The organism is Mucilaginibacter sp. (assembly GCF_036383575.1).
In the GTDB taxonomy this organism is placed as follows: Bacteria; Bacteroidota; Bacteroidia; order Sphingobacteriales; family Sphingobacteriaceae; genus Mucilaginibacter.
On record NZ_DASVOB010000586.1, the window covers coordinates 1 to 17817 of the forward strand.

At 44.1% G+C, this 17817-nt stretch carries 16 protein-coding genes; 11 read left to right on the forward strand and 5 right to left on the reverse strand.

Going from position 1 to position 17817, the window contains the following annotated elements; all coding sequences use genetic code 11:
- Positions 1-221: 221 nt before the first annotated feature.
- Positions 222-416 carry a hypothetical protein gene (locus VF500_RS20950; RefSeq protein ID WP_091173572.1) on the reverse strand — a complete coding sequence of 65 codons (195 nt, stop codon included), beginning with the start codon at positions 414-416 and terminating at the stop codon, positions 222-224.
- Between the two features lie 72 nt (positions 417-488).
- Here VF500_RS20950 and ileS point away from each other — a divergent pair, with 72 nt between their 5' ends.
- From ileS to VF500_RS21005, 11 genes are all read left to right on the forward strand, one after another.
- Positions 489-3872: an isoleucine--tRNA ligase gene (ileS, locus tag VF500_RS20955; protein WP_330861547.1), complete on the forward strand. Its 3384-nt coding sequence runs from the start codon at positions 489-491 to the stop codon at positions 3870-3872.
- Positions 3872-4255 carry a TraR/DksA family transcriptional regulator gene (locus VF500_RS20960; RefSeq protein ID WP_090533802.1) on the forward strand — a complete coding sequence of 128 codons (384 nt, stop codon included), beginning with the start codon at positions 3872-3874 and terminating at the stop codon, positions 4253-4255. The genes ileS and VF500_RS20960 overlap by 1 nt, the downstream gene beginning before the upstream one ends.
- Complete coding sequence (locus tag VF500_RS20965; protein WP_330861548.1) at positions 4256-4861, forward strand: lipoprotein signal peptidase; 606 nt, start codon at positions 4256-4258, stop codon at positions 4859-4861.
- Positions 4862-5451: 590 nt separating this feature from the next.
- A complete protein-coding gene (locus VF500_RS20970) occupies positions 5452-6411 on the forward strand; it encodes an AAA family ATPase (protein WP_414688590.1) in 960 nt (319 codons plus the stop codon).
- A gap of 133 nt (positions 6412-6544) precedes the next feature.
- Positions 6545-7426 (forward strand): DUF58 domain-containing protein, encoded by an 882-nt coding sequence (locus VF500_RS20975; RefSeq protein ID WP_330861550.1) that lies wholly within the window; start codon positions 6545-6547, stop codon positions 7424-7426.
- A gap of 5 nt (positions 7427-7431) precedes the next feature.
- A complete protein-coding gene (locus tag VF500_RS20980; protein ID WP_330861551.1) occupies positions 7432-8394 on the forward strand; it encodes a hypothetical protein in 963 nt (320 codons plus the stop codon).
- On the forward strand, positions 8391-9395 hold the full coding sequence (locus tag VF500_RS20985) for a VWA domain-containing protein (protein ID WP_330861552.1): 1005 nt from the start codon (positions 8391-8393) through the stop codon (positions 9393-9395). The genes VF500_RS20980 and VF500_RS20985 overlap by 4 nt, the downstream gene beginning before the upstream one ends.
- Positions 9396-9399: 4 nt before the next feature.
- Entirely contained in the window at positions 9400-10440 is a 1041-nt protein-coding gene (locus VF500_RS20990; RefSeq protein ID WP_330861553.1) for a VWA domain-containing protein, read from the forward strand.
- Positions 10441-10465: 25 nt separating this feature from the next.
- Positions 10466-11191 carry a tetratricopeptide repeat protein gene (locus VF500_RS20995; protein WP_330861554.1) on the forward strand — a complete coding sequence of 242 codons (726 nt, stop codon included), beginning with the start codon at positions 10466-10468 and terminating at the stop codon, positions 11189-11191.
- 24 nt (positions 11192-11215) lie between these two features.
- A complete protein-coding gene (locus VF500_RS21000) occupies positions 11216-13033 on the forward strand; it encodes a BatD family protein (protein WP_330861555.1) in 1818 nt (605 codons plus the stop codon).
- A 1-nt stretch (position 13034) separates the two neighbouring features.
- Positions 13035-13796, forward strand: a complete 762-nt coding sequence (locus VF500_RS21005; RefSeq protein ID WP_330861556.1) for a tetratricopeptide repeat protein — start codon at positions 13035-13037, stop codon at positions 13794-13796.
- Between the two features lie 144 nt (positions 13797-13940).
- Here the strand turns inward: VF500_RS21005 and VF500_RS21010 are convergent, their stop codons facing one another.
- From VF500_RS21010 to VF500_RS21025, 4 genes are all read right to left on the reverse strand, one after another.
- On the reverse strand, positions 13941-14816 hold the full coding sequence (locus VF500_RS21010; protein WP_330861557.1) for a PfkB family carbohydrate kinase: 876 nt from the start codon (positions 14814-14816) through the stop codon (positions 13941-13943).
- Positions 14817-14946: 130 nt separating this feature from the next.
- The gene (locus tag VF500_RS21015; RefSeq protein WP_330861558.1) at positions 14947-15888 is read right to left on the reverse strand and encodes a hypothetical protein; all 942 of its coding nucleotides are present in this window, start codon (positions 15886-15888) and stop codon (positions 14947-14949) included.
- 47 nt (positions 15889-15935) lie between these two features.
- On the reverse strand, positions 15936-17108 hold the full coding sequence (locus tag VF500_RS21020; RefSeq protein ID WP_330861559.1) for a glycosyltransferase family 1 protein: 1173 nt from the start codon (positions 17106-17108) through the stop codon (positions 15936-15938).
- Positions 17109-17129: 21 nt separating this feature from the next.
- Positions 17130-17817, reverse strand: a 688-nt coding sequence (locus VF500_RS21025; protein ID WP_330861560.1) for a hypothetical protein, incomplete at its 5' end; no start/stop codon positions are given.

A 17817-nucleotide genomic window follows, 5' to 3' on the forward strand; every position in this document is an offset into this window, starting at 1 on the left:
TTTTTAGCCTTATCCATAACGCATCAACTAAAGTTTTAGTATATGAAAAACTCCTAAGTCGAAAGTATTTAGTAAGAAGTAATATTGTTGACTTCTAACTTCGAGATCAGTGATTTATGATTTAAAATACGGTGGTGGCTCCGGCTGAACAATGTTGCAATACCTATCCGGGTTTGAACTTACGACTAACAACTTGAGACTAACAACTCAGGACTTAAGGCTTACTTATTTTCCTTCACCACATCAATGAGCCAGGTCACCAGGCCGATAAAGCCGGCAATAAATAAACCAGCTCCGGCACCGCGCGCATAATCATCCCATTTTTCATTGGGGCCGCTGGGAATGGCCATCCCTGCCGAAAACAGGATTATCCCGATTAATAAAAGATAAACCGAGCGCTTTGCTTTATTTTTCATCGGCGTAAATTAAAAAAATCATTTTTAAATTCTGTATTTTTGCAACCTCTTAAAAACGAGGTGAAATAATAGATGTACAAGGAATATAAGCAGTTAAATTTATCGCAAACCGGCAAAGAGATACTGGACTTCTGGAAACAGAAAAATATTTTCGAAAAAAGCATTACCAGCCGTCCGGCAGGTAACCCTTATACTTTTTATGAAGGGCCGCCGAGCGCTAACGGTATGCCCGGTATTCACCACGTAATGGCGCGCTCTATTAAAGATATTTTTTGCCGTTACAAAACGCTTAAAGGCTACCAGGTAAAACGCAAAGGCGGCTGGGACACTCATGGTCTGCCTATTGAGCTTGCTGTTGAAAAAGCCCTTGGCATCACTAAAGATGATATCGGCAAAAAAATAAGCGTTAAAGATTATAACGACGCCTGCCGCAAGGAGGTAATGCGCTATACCGACGTTTGGAACGACCTGACCGAAAAAATGGGTTACTGGGTCGACCTGAACGATCCTTACATCACCTACAAAAACGAATACATTGAAAGCCTTTGGTGGATCCTGAAACAACTGCATAATAAAGATATGCTGTACAAAGGTTACACCGTACAGCCATACTCGCCAAAATCAGGTACCGGTTTGAGCTCGCATGAGCTTAACCAGCCGGGTACCTACAAAATGGTGAAGGATACTACCATAGTAGCTCAGTTCAAGGTAAAAAAAGATTCAGATTCGGCGTTTTTGTTTGAGGACATAGATGCTGAAGTATTTATCCTGGCCTGGACAACTACCCCGTGGACTTTACCATCAAATTGCGCCCTTGCCGTTGGCGAAGGCATCACCTATGTTAAGATCAGCACCTTTAACCCTTACACCTACCTGCCGGTTTGTGTAGTGCTGGCTAAAGACCTGGTTAAAAAATACTTTAAGGCCGAAGGTGAAAACGCTTCGTTTGCCGACTACAAAGGCGGTGACAAGATCATCCCATGGAAAATTGAAGCCGAAGTAAAAGGCAGTCAGCTGGTGGGCATCCACTACGAGCAATTGATGCCTTACGTAACCAATGAGGATCTGGAGCAAAACGCATTCCGCGTAATCCCGGCCGATTTTGTTACTACTGAAGATGGTACCGGTATAGTACACACTGCATCCGTTTTTGGTGCGGACGACTTCAGGGCCTGTAAGGAAAACAACGTGCCATCGGTAATGGTGAAGGATGAAACAGGCAAGGACGTTCCGCTGGTGAACAAACAGGGCCGTTTTGTTGACGAGGTTACCGATTACGCGGGCCGTTACGTTAAAGAAGAATATTACACTGATGCCGAGCGCGCCGAAGAAGGTTTTAAACCAACCGACGTACTCATCTCTATCAAATTAAAAACAGAGAACCGTGCGTTCGATGTTAAAAAATACGAGCACAGCTACCCGCACTCATGGCGCAGCGACGAGCCGATATTATATTATCCGCTTGATAGCTGGTTTATCCGTACCACTGCGGTAAAGGATAAAATGGTGGAGTTGAACAAAACCATCAACTGGAAACCTGAATCGACCGGTACAGGCCGTTTTGGCAACTGGCTGGAGAATTTGGTGGATTGGAACCTTTCGCGTTCACGCTACTGGGGCACCCCGCTGCCTATCTGGCGCGAGGAGAACGGCGCTGAGGAAGTTTGCATCGGTTCGATAGCTGAGCTTAATGCCGAGATCGAAAAATCTATCAAAGCCGGCTTTATGCCCGAAGGTTTTGCTTTAGAGGATATGCACCGCCCTTATGTTGATGATGTCGTTTTAGTATCATCAACCGGCAACAAAATGCTGCGCGAGCCCGACCTGATCGACGTTTGGTTTGACTCAGGCGCTATGCCTTATGCACAATGGCACTTCCCTTTTGAAAACCAGGAGCAATTTAAAAATGCTTACCCTGCCGATTTCATCGCCGAAGGCGTTGACCAAACCCGCGGCTGGTTCTTCACCCTGCACGCTATAGCTGTAATGCTAAGCGAAGCAAGTGACGAAGTTAAAGCAGTTAACGAGCAGGTTGACAACAAAGGTATCGCGTTTAAAAACGTGGTATCAAACGGCCTGGTGCTTGATAAAAACGGCAACAAAATGTCTAAACGTTTAGGCAACGCTGTTGACCCGTTCGAGACCATTGAGAAATACGGAGCCGATGCAGCCCGCTGGTACATGATCAGCAACGCGTCGCCATGGGATAACCTTAAATTTAACGAGGAAGGTATAGACGAAGTAAGGCGTAAGTTTTTCGGTACCCTATACAACACCTATTCATTCTTTACGCTGTACGCCAATATTGATAAGTTCACTTACAGTGAGCCGGAAATAGAGAACAGCAAACGCCCTGAAATTGACCGCTGGATCATCTCCCTGTTAAACACACTGAGCAAAGAGGTTGACGGCTATTACGCCGATTTTGAGCCTACCAAGGCTGCCCGTGCTATCCAGGAGTTTGTTGACGTGCATTTCAGCAACTGGTTTATCCGCTTAAGCCGTCGTCGTTTCTGGAAATCAGATGATTCGGAAGACAAGCTTTCGGCTTACCAAACGTTATATACCTGCTTAATCGCTATCAGCAAGCTGATGTCGCCAATCGCGCCATTCTTTGCCGATAGGTTATTTTGCGACTTAAACGCTGTTACCGGCAAGGAAGAATTTGAATCGGTACACCTGGCTTACTTCCCTGAATATAACAGCGCATTGGTTGATGCCGAGCTGGAAGAACGGATGCAATTGGCACAGGATGTTTCATCGTTAACGCTTTCGTTGCGTAAAAAGGTGAATATTAATGTGCGCCAGCCATTGAGCAAAATTTTATTGCCAATACTGGATAAAAGCTTTAAATTACACGTTGAGCAGGTTAAAGACCTGATTTTGTCTGAAACCAACATTAAAGATATCGAGTACATTACCGATACCGCAGGTTTCATTAAAAAGAAAATAAAGCCAAACTTTAAGGCTTTGGGCCAAAAGGTAGGTAAGGATATGAAAGTTGTAGCCGAAGCCATCACAAATTTCACCCAGGATGATATAACCGCTTTAGAAACTAACGGCAACATTCCGGTACTTGATGGCAAATACGAAGTATTAGCTACAGACGTTGAGATCATAGCCGAAGATGTTCCCGGATGGCAGGTTGCAAATTTGGGAAAACTAACCGTGGCTTTAGATGTTACCATAACCAACGAATTGAAACAGGAAGGTATCTCGCGCGAGTTTATCAACCGTGTGCAGAATATACGTAAGACCAAAGGATTTGAAGTAACTGATAGGATAAACGTGCGGGTAAACAGCACCCCGGCAATCAGAGAGGCCGCGGAGAACAATCTATCCTATATTTGCGCCGAAATTTTGGCTGACAGCATCGTGTTTGCAGATAACCTGACCGAGGGAGAACCTGTTACAATTGATGAACAAGAAATATTGATTGCTATTAGTAAAGTATAATGAAACAAGAACAAGAAAAAACCAGATATTCTGAAGCTGACCTGCAGGAATTTAAAGGGATTATCCTGGATAAAATGCGCATAGCCCGCGAGGAATTAAACTCACTGGCTACGTCATTGAGTTCGCCTAATGCCAACGGTACCGATGATACCGCCGGTACTTACAAAACATTAGAAGATGGTTCGGCCACGCTTGAAAAGGAGCAGATTAACCAATTGGCCGCACGTCAGAAAAAGTTCATTGAGCAGCTTGAGGCCGCGCTTGTACGTATTGAAAATAAAACTTACGGTGTTTGCCGCGAAACAGGCAAGCTGATCCCGAAAGAGCGTTTACGTGCAGTGCCGCACACCACCCTTTCAATGGAAGCTAAATTAAAGCAATAAATGAAGGCTTCTTATACCAAACCTTTTTTAACTGCTGCCTTCATCATCCTTGCCGACCAGATCATCAAGACCTGGGTACGTGCACACATGCAGTTTCAGGAAGAAATACGTTTCCTGGGAAGCCGGGGTATGCTGCATTACACCGAAAACAACGGCATGGCATTTGGCATGGAGTGGGGCGGCGATGCGGGCAAACTGGCTTTAACGCTGTTCCGCATAGTTGCGGTTTGCGGTATAATTTACACCCTCATTTATTTAATTAAACACAAATACCACCGCGGGCTCATCATGAACGTATCGCTCATTTTAGCTGGTGCTATGGGCAATATCATCGATTCAACCTTTTATGGGGTGATGTATAAATACGCTCCGTTATTCCATGGCCGGGTGGTTGATATGTTTTACTTCCCGCTGCTGCGTGGTACCTATCCATCATGGTTCCCGCTATGGGCAGGCGAATCGTTCGAGTTTTTCAGGCCTGTATTTAACCTGGCCGATGCCTCTATCTGCGTAGGCGTAATTATGATACTCCTGTACCAGAAACGCTATTTCAAACACGAAAAACCCGAAGTAGCCAGCCCCAACAGCGAAATGGTTGAAGAATAAAATTATTATAGATCAATATATTAAAAGCCGCGATGAGCGGCTTTTTTTGTTTGTTAAGCGCTCGTAATCAAATGTATGTTATTGCGAGAAGCGAAGTAAGGCCCGAGCATTAGGGGCGACGAAGCAATCACGAACTTTGCATAGCGGCTCTGTATAGCATGCGATTGCCGCGCTGCGCTCGCAATGACATGGTTTTTATTTGTTTTTGCAGGAGACTTTCATCTTCCCAACACCTGTGGTTGCAAACGAGCGCGAGTTACAACATACCCCCCATTCAATAAAATGCCCTTTAACACGTTATATTGTACAAAAGCAGCTAAATAGTGTATATTGGGGATTTAACAGGGCCGGATTTAACAATTACCACCAAACATTGTGAGTGCTAAACAGATATATCAGCCACGATATATTACAATTTAACAATTTTTAACATTTAAGCATGGATTTTAGTTGGCGAAAAATTGAGCGGGTGTTTAAGTTTGCCTACCGAAACGAAAAAATTAATGGAAGAACAAAATAGCTATACAGGAAATGTCATATCGGCAGCCCCAACATCGTACTCAACCGATATCAGGGCGCTGAATGAAATGATACAAAGAGAAAGTGCATTTATCGATCTGCTGATCATGGAGATGGATAAAGTGATCGTAGGTCAGCGTTATATGGTTGAACGTTTGCTGATCGGTTTGCTGGCCAATGGGCACATTTTATTGGAAGGTGTACCGGGATTGGCAAAAACGCTTGCCATCAATACCCTCTCAAGGGCTATCCAGGCCGATTTTAGCAGGATCCAATTTACACCGGATTTGCTCCCTGCCGACGTATTGGGAACCATGATCTACAACCAAAAGAAAGAAGAGTTCATTGTGCGCAAAGGCCCTATCTTCTCTAACTTCGTTTTGGCCGATGAGATCAACCGTGCGCCTGCCAAAGTACAAAGCGCATTATTGGAAGCCATGCAGGAGCGCCAGGTAACCATTGGCGATACTACTTATAAACTGCCCGATCCGTTCTTGGTACTGGCAACCCAAAACCCTATTGAGCAGGAAGGAACCTATCCCCTGCCCGAAGCACAGGTTGACCGTTTTATGCTGAAGGTGGTGATCAAATATCCTAACAAGGAGGATGAGAAAAAGATCATGCGCGCCAACATTTCGCCGGCCGGTATGGGTAAACCAAACGCTATCATCAAGCCCGAAGAGATCATCAAAGCCCGCAAAATAGTACGCGAGGTTTATATGGACGAAAAGATAGAGCAATATATTATTGATATCGTTTTCGCTACCCGCTTCCCTGATCAGTTTAAGCTTGCCAAATACAAAACGCTTATCACCTTCGGTGCTTCACCAAGGGCAAGTATCAGTTTAGCGCTGGCATCTAAAGCTTATGCTTTCATCAAACGCCGTGGCTATGTGATCCCTGAGGATGTTCGCGCTGTTTGTCATGACGTGTTAAGGCATCGCGTTGGCTTAAGCTACGAGGCCGAAGCCGAGAACATCACCAGCGAGGATATCATTACAGCGATCCTGAACGCGGTTGAGGTACCATAATAGCCCCACCCAAACCCTCTCCCTAAAAAGGGAGAGGGCTTTAAAACAGGGCGAGTAATAGTTAATTATAACAATGATTTTTTAAAGTCATCCGCCAGCTGGCGGAGAGATTTAGAGGGGGCTGATAGGGCTTATGGCTAAAGACACCAAGGATCTGCTAAAAAAGGTAAGGAAGATAGAGATCAAAACCCGTGGCTTAAGTAACCACTTATTTTCGGGCGAGTATCATTCGGCTTTCAAGGGGCGCGGTATGGCCTTTAGCGAGGTGCGTGAATACCAGATCGGAGATGAGATCCGTACCATCGATTGGAACGTAACGGCCCGCTTTAACGCGCCTTACGTAAAAGTATTTGAAGAAGAGCGCGAGCTTACCGTTATGGTACTGATGGATGTGAGTGGGTCTGAAAACTTCGGTACGCAAAATCAACAAAAGCAGGACCTGGCTACTGAGCTTTGCGCCGTACTGGCATTTTCGGCCATACAGAACAATGATAAGGTAGGCATCATATTTTTCAGCGATAAGATCGAGAAATTTATCCCGCCTAAAAAAGGCCGCAGCCATATCCTGATGATCATCCGTGAGCTGATCGCTTTTCAGCCCGAAAACAAGGGCACCAACGTAGCCGAGGCACTGAAATACTTCACAAGCGTTATCAAAAAGAAATGCACTGCCTTTGTTATCTCCGATTTTATTACTTCGGAGTTTGAAAACGAGCTTAAGATCGCCAATAAAAAGCATGACATCATTGCCCTAAAGCTGTACGACAAACATGAAGAGGAGTTCCCTAACCTGGGCCTCATCCCTGTTAAGGACGAAGAAAGCGGACAGATTATGTGGGTAAACACTGGCGATAAAGCCGTTCGCGACGCCTTTAAATGGGATGCTGTTAAACGCAACGGTGCACTGCAGGATACTTTTAAGCGCTCGGGGGTTGATTATACTACCATTGGCACACATGAATCATACGTTAAACCATTAATGACATTATTTAAAAAGCGGGAAGGCCGGCGGTAAAATATATGAACAGGTACATCAAATACACCCTGGCTATGTTGGTATTGCTTGCAGGCTTTCACCAAACAGGCCAGGCACAAAGCTTTGGGGCTAAAGCTACACTGGATAAAAAATCTATCCTCATAGGCGAACAAACACAGCTAAATTTAAGCATCCGCTTTCATGTTAAGGACAGCATCGGATTTCCTAAACTGGCCGATAGTATAGGCAAGATCCGGATTGTAAACTTTAAGACTGATACCGTTTTTGATAAGGGCGATAAATCCATCAAAACTATCAACAGGCGTTATACAATTACCGCTTTTGATAGCGGTATGTACGTCATCCCGTCATATGTATTTAAATCGCCGGTAGGTGACTTACCAACTGATACATTGAACCTTGATGTAAGAACAGTTGCGGTTGACACAACTAAAGCTTTTTATGATATTAAACAGCCCCTTGCTGTAAAATATTCATTTTGGGACTGGCTGCGCGACAACTGGAAACTGGTTGTTGGCATATTAGCCGCAATGCTGGCTACAGGCGCTGTGGTTTACTATCTGCTTAAACGGCCTAAAAAAGAAGTGGTTGTTGAAGAGGTTAAACCGGATGTTCCCTTACATATCCAGGTGCTTCAAAAGCTTGAAGAGATCAAGAACAAACAGCTTTGGCAGCATGACCAGGTTAAGCAATATTATATTGAAATAAGCGACGTGGTACGTGAGTACCTCGAAAAGCGGTACACCATACAAGCCCTGGAGCAAACCTCCGAAGAGATCTTTGCCAGTCTACGGAACATGGATATAGCCAGCGAAGACAGGAACCTGTTAAGACAATTGCTCGTGCTGGCGGATATGGTAAAATTTGCCAAAGAGAAGCCTTCGGCCCATGAAAATGAGAAAAGTATGGAAAATGCGGTTGCTTTTGTGAAAGACACACAACCTCATGCCAGGCCAACAAATGTGAAGGGAGATGAGGCAAAATGATCTGGTTTAAAGGAATAGAATTTGCTCATCCCGGCTTTTTCTGGCTGCTGATCAGTATCCCGCTAATGGTGGGCTGGTACATCTGGAAACAAAAGCAATTACAAGGTAATCTGGCTATGCCTACCATAAGGGGCTTTGCCATGATCACCAAAAGCATGTTGCCCCGTTTCAGGCATTTGGGCATCATATTACGCTCATTGGCTATGATCGCTTTAATTATAGCACTGGCAAGGCCGCAATCGTCATTAAGCTGGCTGGATACCACTACTGAGGGTATCGATATCGTTATTGCTTCGGATATCTCAGGCAGTATGCTTGCCGAAGACTTTAAGCCCAACAGGCTTGAGGCCGGCAAAAATATCGCCATTGATTTTATCCAGAACCGTCCAAACGACAGGATCGGCCTGGTGGTTTTCAGCGGTGAAAGCTTTACACAATGCCCTCTTACTATCGATCACTCGGTACTGGTAAACCTTTATGCCGATATCAAAAACGGGATGATTGAAGATGGTACTGCCATTGGTATGGGCTTGGCCACCGCCGTAAACCGGTTAAAAGACAGCGAAGCCAAAAGTAAAGTAGTGATCCTGCTTACGGATGGCTCAAACAACTCGGGCTCTATCCCCCCGGTAACCGCTGCCGAAATTGCCAAACAGTTTGGTGTAAGAGTTTATACAGTAGGTATCGGCACCAATGGCTATGCCCCCTACCCTGTTCAAACACCGATGGGTGTACAGTACCAGCGCATGAAGGTTGATATTGATGAAGGCACACTAAGTAAAATTGCCACCATTACCGGCGGTAAATACTTCAGGGCAACTAACAACAGTGCTTTGAAAGATATTTACGAACAGATTGACAAACTGGAAAAAGCCAAGATAGATGTTACCCAGTACCGCAAAAAAACCGAACGCTTTTTGCCGTTCGCCATTATTGCACTGGCGCTTTTATCCTTAGAATTTTTAACAAGAAACACCCTGCTTAAGGGAGCTTTAACATAACAGCATGCTACGTTTTGCAAATACAGAATTTTTATGGGGATTGCTTGCTATTCCGCTGCTGCTCTTTATTTTTTTGAGGGTAAACTGGTGGAAACGTAAAGCCATAGCCTCATTGGGTAATAAGGAGATTGTACTGCAGATGATGCCGCAGGTTTCCTTTTCACGCCCCTGGATCAAGTTCATCTTTTTCATTTTAGCCTATGCGCTTGTTATTATTGGCATAGCCGATCCGCAGCTTGGCTCAAAAACTGAAGAAGTAAAACGCAAAGGTGCCGACCTCATGATACTGCTTGATGTATCAAACAGTATGCTGTCGCAGGACCTTGCCCCTAATCGTTTGGAAAACGCTAAACGCGCGTTATCCCAGTTGATAGATAAACTGCATGACGACCGCATCGGCATCGTAGTATTTGCTGGCCAGGCTTATGTACAGCTCCCGGTAACTACCGATTATGCGGCAGCCAAACTGTTCCTGAACACCATCAATACCGAAATGGTGCCAACACAGGGCACAGCCATAGGCGCGGCAATTAATTTGGGGATGCAGTCGTTTGATTTTAAGAACGGTACCGGTAAATCCATCATTATTATTACCGATGGTGAAAACCATGAGGATGATGCCGTATCGGCAGCCAAAGCTGCTTTAGCAAGAAACGTTACCGTAAATGTGGTTGGTGTAGGTTCGGAAGAAGGCGCACCTATCCCGATTTATCAGGGTGGCAAACAAATCGGTTTTCACAATGACAGCACCGGGCACCCTGTAGTCAGCAAGCTTGATGAGACAATGGGCAAGGAGATTGCCGCTGCAGGAAGCGGTGTTTACGTTCGGGCCAATAATGCCAATAGCGGGCTTAACATTGTGATGGACCAGATAGCCAAAGTGCAGCGCAAGATGACGGATACCAAGCAGTTTAAGGATTTTGAAGACAGGTTTCAGTTTTTCCTGGCCATCGCCTTTGTACTGTTACTGGCCGAGTTCTTTATCTCTATCCGTAAAAACATGCGCCTGAGCAAGATCAAATTATTTGAAGTAAAAAACACATGAAGCAATATATTATAGCCATTTATTAGTGCTGCAGGCTTCATTTCTTTTTGCCCAGCAGGAAAAAAAATATCTGAAGCAGGGTAACGAGCTTTACCAGCAAAAAAAGTTTAAAGAAGCTGAGGCCGCTTACCGCCAGGCCATGGGCAAAAAGGAAAAAACCATTGAAGGTAATTTTAACCTTGGCGACGCCATGTTTAAGCAGAAAAAATACGATGATGCCGCAGCCCAATTCAATAAACTGGCAACCACATCAATTGATAAAAATGTGAAAGCAGGCGCTTATCACAACATCGGCAACTCGTTTTTAACCGAAAAAAAGTATCAGGAAAGTATCGACGCTTATAAAAAGGCCCTCGTTAATAACCCTAAAGATGAGGAGACCCGGTATAACCTTGCCTATGCCCAAAAAATGCTAAAAAACCAACAGGACAAGAATAAAGGTGGCGGGGGCAATAATAATAAGGACAAAAACAAGGATAAAAACAAAGACGATAAGAAAAAGCAGGACGATAAGAATAAAGACAAAAACGATAAGGATAAGAAAGACCAGGATAAAAACAAGCAGGATCAGGACAAAAACAAGCAAAACCAGGATCAGAAAGATCAGCAGGGGCAGCAGCCAAACCAACTGTCAAAAGATGATGCCCAACGGATGCTTGACGCCCTCAATAACGATGAGAAGCAAACCCAGGATAAGCTGAAAAATAAAAAATTAAAAGGCGCCAAAGTGCCTATTTCAAAAGATTGGTAAAATCTTGTTGCTTTGTAGATACTAATGAAAATTAAACTTTCCATATTAACGCTGCTGCTGTGTTGCTCAAGCCTGGTTTTTGCACAGGTAAAGTTCACGGCATCGGTAAATAAAACCACCATCGGCACCGGCGAGGTACTTGAAGTCACCTTTTCCATCAACGCTAATGCTGATCGCTTTGCACCGCCCGCTTTTGGCGGCTTCCAGGTAGTTGGGGGCCCTAATGTGTCCAACAGCGTATCCATGATCAACGGGGTTACCTCGGCAAGTATAGCATACGGATATGACCTGGTACCAACCAAAGAGGGAGAATTAACTATTGGTCCGGCAACTATTATGTCGGGCGGAAGGCCTTACAGCACCTCTCCTATTAAAATTAAAGTTGTAAAAGGCCAGGGTGGACAGGTCGGCCAGCAAGCCCAGCAACAAAGCAGTAATGGCCCCGATAGCCGCAATATTCAAAAAGGCCGTGTAAGTGATATCTCCAAATCATTGTTTTTGCGTGCCGAAGTTGATAAAACAACCGCCTACATGGGCCAGCAGATCATGATGAATTTGCGCCTTTACACCCGCGTCAACATCGCTAACGGCGAGCCTGAAAAGATCCCTGATCTTAACGGGTTTTATAGCCAGGAGATCAAAAGCACTAATCCAAATGCCCAATGGCGCACCGAGATTTTAAATGGTGTAAGGTACAACGTAACCGATATCAAACAAACCGTCCTGTTCCCCGAGCATGAAGGCAATATCACTATTGAGCCATCTATCATGAACTTTATAGTGAGGCAGCAGGCCGCTTCATCATCAGGTGACCCCTTCGATGCTTTTTTCGGCGGATATGAGGATGTAAAATACAAGGTTAAAAGTACGCCCGTTGTTATCCATGTAAAACCGCTGCCACTGACAGGCAAACCTGCCGAGTTTACCGGTGCTGTGGGTAAGTTTAATATTGAGGCTTCGCTTGATAAAAATGATGTTAAGGCTAATGATGCCATTAATTACACCATAAAGGTAAGCGGCACAGGCAACCTGAAGTTGTTGAAACCGATAACGCCAACTTTCCCGGCCGATTTTGAAAAATACGAACCTAAGATCACCGACACCATTACCATAAATGCCAGCGGTTCATCGGGCAACAGGAAATACACCTATCTGCTTATCCCAAGACATCAGGGCGATTTCACTATCGACCCGGTTAAGTTTGCATACTTTAACCCCGCTACAGGCAGGTACGTTTCATTAAGCACCCCGGCATTCCACGTTAAGGTTGCCAAAGGCACCGGAGATGGCAGTAATGTTACCGCCTTTTCAAACGCAGGCAAACAGGATGTTAAGGTGCTGAGCAACGATATCCGTTACATTAAAACCGGCAATGAGTTAAACGATGTTGGCAGCGACTTTTACGGTTCGGGATTATATTATTTCCTGCTGATCTTAGGTCCGGTAGGTTTTATGGGCGCTTTGGTTTACGGCAAATGGCGCGATAAGAACAATGCAGATGTGGTTGGATTAAAAAGCCGTAAGGCAGGCAAGGTAGCCGCCAAACACCTCGCCAGTGCAAAACAGCAACTTAACGATAAAAAGGCATTCTATGAAAACCTGTTCCGCGGTTTATACGGGTACCTGAGCGATAAGCTTAACATTCCTTATGCCGACCTGAACCGCGAAAAGATAGCTTCAGAGCTGCAGGCCCGCTCGCTTGATGAAAGCCTCATTAATGAGATGCTTGACACGCTTGACCTTTGCGAAATGGCACGCTACGCACCTGTATCGGGTATTACCGAGCAGCAGGTGTTTGATAAGGCTCAGAACATGATCAATAACATTGAAAATAAAATATAACATGATGAAGCACATTATATACATCCTGCTCATCATCGTTATGCCCATGTACGCATTAGCTAACGATGAAGCTAACATCCTGTTAAAAAAGGGAAACGACCAATACGCCAAAGGCCAGTACAAAGAGGCTATAACCACCTACCAGAAAATCGTGGACGACGGGCACCAGTCGGCGTTAGTTTACTATAATTTAGGCAACGCCTATTTTAAAAATGAAGATGTGCCTTCAGCCCTGTTGTATTATGAAAAAGCGCACAAGCTTTCGCCGGGTGATGAGGATATCAATTTCAATATCCAGTTTGCCAATCAAAAAACAACAGATAAGGTAGATGCCGGTACCGAGTTTTTCATCACCAAATGGTGGCACTCGTTTATTCTCCGTTTTTCGTTAACAACGCTGGCTGTGATGACTATCTTGTTTATTATTGCAGGCTCGGCATTGCTAATAGTATATAGGTTCACTAATTCGGTAGGCATTAAAAAATGGTCGTTTTATTCGGCCTTAGTAATATTGCTTTTCGGCTTTGCAAGCATGTTCGTGGCAAATAGCCAGGACCAATATTTTGATGCGCATCATGGGGCAATTATCTTCAGCACATCAGTAAATGTAAAAAGCGGACCGACGCCAGGGTCTAAAAACCTGTTCCTGATCCACGACGGCACTAAAGTCCAAATCCTGGAAGCCAACAACGGCTGGATGAAGATCAGGCTGGCCAGCGGCAACGAAGGCTGGATCAATGCTTCGGACGCTAAGGAAATATAGTTTTTTTGAGCTTAAAGCTGAAAGCCGAAGGCTCAAAGCTTTTTATCTCTCTATTAATCTTATACTGGTCCAAGTTACGCTATCGCTAAACTTGAACCAGTATTTGTGTATTTGCTTTTTGCTTTAAGCCTTCGGCTTTCAGCTTCAAACCTTATTCTTCGCTAATAGCTCCAGCACATCTTCTTCAGTACCGGTAAAAGGGCCTGATGATTCGATCTTAAAGCTGGCCATGGCGGCCGCAAATTCGCCTGCTTCCTGGAAACCTTTGCCCTTGGCGCGCTGGTATAAATAACCTGCCATATAGGTGTCGCCGCAACCGGTAGCATCAACTACCTCTGATGGTTTATATGCCGGAATCTGGTAATAAACATCATCGGTATAAATAACCGAGCCCATACTGCCCAGCGTAACCACTACTTCTTTAACACCCCATTCGTTCAAAACTTTGGCACCTTCATGGATATCAGTTATACCGGTCAGCACTTCCATTTCGTGTTCGTTCACTTTCAGGATGTGGATATGTTGTAAGGCCTCGCGTTTTTCGGGCCAGTCGATAGCCACTACATTTTTATCTTCTACTTTACGCAGGTAACCCTGTGCATCAAGAGACAGCTTGCCACGTTGAGCGAGCAACTTTATAAATTCTACCGAGATATCATCAGCCAGTAAAGGGCCTAAATGGTAAACGTGAGACCGGATCTCATCAAGCTGTTCGATGGTGAACGGATCAGCTTTTTGCAACACACGCTGGGTACGGTGATCCTGGTTAACAGAGTAAATATTTTCAAAGTAAACCGTTTCGCCACCAGTAGTGGCATGTACCTCGATACCCTTGCCGCGGAGTTTTTCAACCACGGGCATTTCGCTCAAAGCAAGCGAAGTAACCAGTGTATAGCTCACATCCATATTACGGATAGCATTTGAAAAGTAAAAAGAAGTACCGCCCGCCATGTGTTTTACCGCTTGTGGCGTCACCACTTTATCTAACGTAATATGCCCTACACAACAAATATCGTACATGAAATTTCCCTATTATGATTTGATAATCAGCCCCTATTATTTAAACAAACGGCAAATGTAAGAAATAGGATTTGGTGTACAAGAAGTTATCTGTTTTGTGACTTAGTATTGAAGTATAAAAACGGCAGACTTATTTACTTCGAAGGGTTATTAAAAGTGCTGTAAGCATAAAATACCTTCCTAACCCTTCGTCTGATAATCCGGGCGTGGTATTATGCCTTGCTTCCCTTATCGCTTCGATATCTTCTGGCTTCAGTGCATTTGCTGCTTCGCAGATAAAGTCTTCGTCGTATGATGAGGCCTTTAGTTTTTGAAGTGCATCTGCTCTTGTTATTACATTTTTACAGGCTGTTTTTATATTAAAATTCTGTTTGTCTTTCAAGATGAAATTAGATACGGAATCAGGCAGTTCTTTATTTTGGATCAAGCGATTTACTAAACTATCGCCTTTGGGCGTTGATATGATATTTAATACAACCACAGCATTATGTTTGCCGGTTGAATTGCCGTTAGCAATAATATTAAACAAACCTTTTTCGGCCTTATCGGTACTCATGGTGTTATAAAGGAACAAACTGGCATCTATGGCATTAAGCGTTATAGCATGTTGAGTTAAGCTAACCTGAGCGTTTGGATAGCTAAGCAGCTTTTCGGCTAAGGCACTTATATCATTCCCCTTTTTGCCCAGGAAAAAACTTAATTGCACATAAGGTTCAAGGTCAAGATCTTCAAGATTACTTTTTTTAACCCCCTCTAAGACGACGCTTTGATATTCTTTTGTTTCATCAAGTGAAAGTAACAGCGATGAAGCATCAAAGCAAAAGTAAGAATCATTGTTTTCTGCCAGGATCAGATTTTTCAAGCACAGCGCAGCTTCTTTTTTATCGCTTTTGGCCAAGTCCCAAAACTTATCCAACTGTGCCGATTTGGCTTCTCTCTGTGCCTGGCTAAGCGATTTTGGTTTAAAACCATAACACTCGTGTTTTAGCTTTGTTATTTTTTCGCAAAATGTTTGCGCCTGAACGGTTAATGCAATTACGGATAATAAAAGGGATAGTAAAGGTTTGATCATGTGTAAGGTTTAAAAGTTAAATATATAACATTTAATAAAAAACCGAACTATCCTACCTTATTCAATACATCTGCACCAGCCATTTCGGCCAGGTCATCAAAATATGCAGATGCCAGGTGCTCCCAGCTTAACCTGCTGCTACACTGAAGCCCCTCTTCAATAAATTGCTCCCGCAGGCTATTGCTTTTAAGCAACAGTTCAATCCTTTCAACAAAACAGGCAGCGTTATAAGGATCACATTTAAAACCATTGATGCCCTGTTCAATAAAATCTTTTGAACCTCCGCCGTTAGCTATGACACATGGCAGGCCCGATGCCATGGCTTCAAGCACTACATTGCCATAAGCTTCAGACACCGAAGGAAACAGGAACAGGGTTGATGATGCATACAAAACCGAAAGTGTTTTATGATCAACCTTACCGGTAAACACGGCGTTTGGCATCTTCGTTTCGCAGGCTTTACGCGCAATACCATCGCCGGCAATTATAAAATTAACCTCTGGACGAAGGCTTTGCATTATGGTATAAATTTCAAAAAGGGTTTCCAGGTTTTTTTCCCAAACTAGGCGGCTCGCAAATAAAATTGTAGGATTATCATTCCCGGTTAACTGGCGTAAGGCCTTGCTGTTTTTATGAGCCGGCGAAAACAGGTTGGTATCCATACCCCTTTGCCAAAGCTTCATGCGGTAAGTATCGATGCCTATATCAATGAGCTCATCCTTCATGCTTAACGAGGGAACGTATACCTGGTCGCATTGGTTATAGAAAACCTTGTGGCTTTCGGTCATCATCTGTTTAACCTTATTGATCAGGAAGGGTGTATGTTTAAGGTAATAATCGATATAGGAAATAAAATGGGTATGATAGATGCTGATTACCGGCAAACCGCGCTGCGAAGCATATTTTAATGCGAAATTGCCCAACAACGATGGGGTAGCAATGTGTACAACATCTGGCGAAAAGTTATCTATTTCCTCTCTTAACTCGCTAACAACCAAAGCGGGTATAGCCATGGTATAACCCGTATTAATCGGCAGTGTTAAAGCCGGAACTTTTAATGATTCAAAGCCTGCTATGCTATCCGGCCCGGCCCCGTACACAAACAAAAACTCAAAAACATTACGATCAATCCGTTTAATGAGCTGGTACATGGTGCGTACTGCACCGTCAAAATCTTCAATAAGTATCTCGGCAAAAAAAGCCACTCTGATCTTTTTCATCTTATTGACTGATTAGCGTTATTACTTTGTGTTCACCTTCGCATACCTTATTGGCTCCGGCCCGGTCATCAGGAACTCCCTTAATTCGGCTAATTTATCGGTGTTGATCAGGTCCACCTCACATTCAAGCAAAGCCCGCCATACCTCTTTGTTTTCGGGCGAAGCCCAAAGGCGCACGCGTTTCTTGTATTGATGTGCCGCGGCTACGTAATCGCGAAGTACTTGCTTTTGGTCTTCAGGCATTGGGCCCTTGCCCGTCCAGCTGATGAGGCGCGAGTATTTGCAGCTGGCGGTTTTATAAACAGTATTTGAAAGTGTATCGGTATGCACTTGCATCAGGTCCTCATCGATAAAAGCGTAGCGCTGCTTTTGCGCCTGAAGCATTTTATAAGGCTTATTGCCGGTAATGACAATGGTTACGCTCCCTTCTGTTATTTCGCCATTATTATAGCTCGACAACATCGGCGCATAACGTTTTAACACTTCCGACAGCTTTGCATAGGTCTTTTCAGCGTCGGATTTGATATCGATCATAAGCGTAATAGGAGAAAGCGGGTGCACTACTTCTCTGTTTTTACCCTCATAGCAATTGAGTAACGGGGCTAAATAAAGCTGCTCGAGGGTGCGTTTTTTTTGAAAAGCCGGCAACATATGAGCAACCAGCAATTCGCCGTCGCGCAGGTAAATATCAGCCTCTACGTTTTGAAAA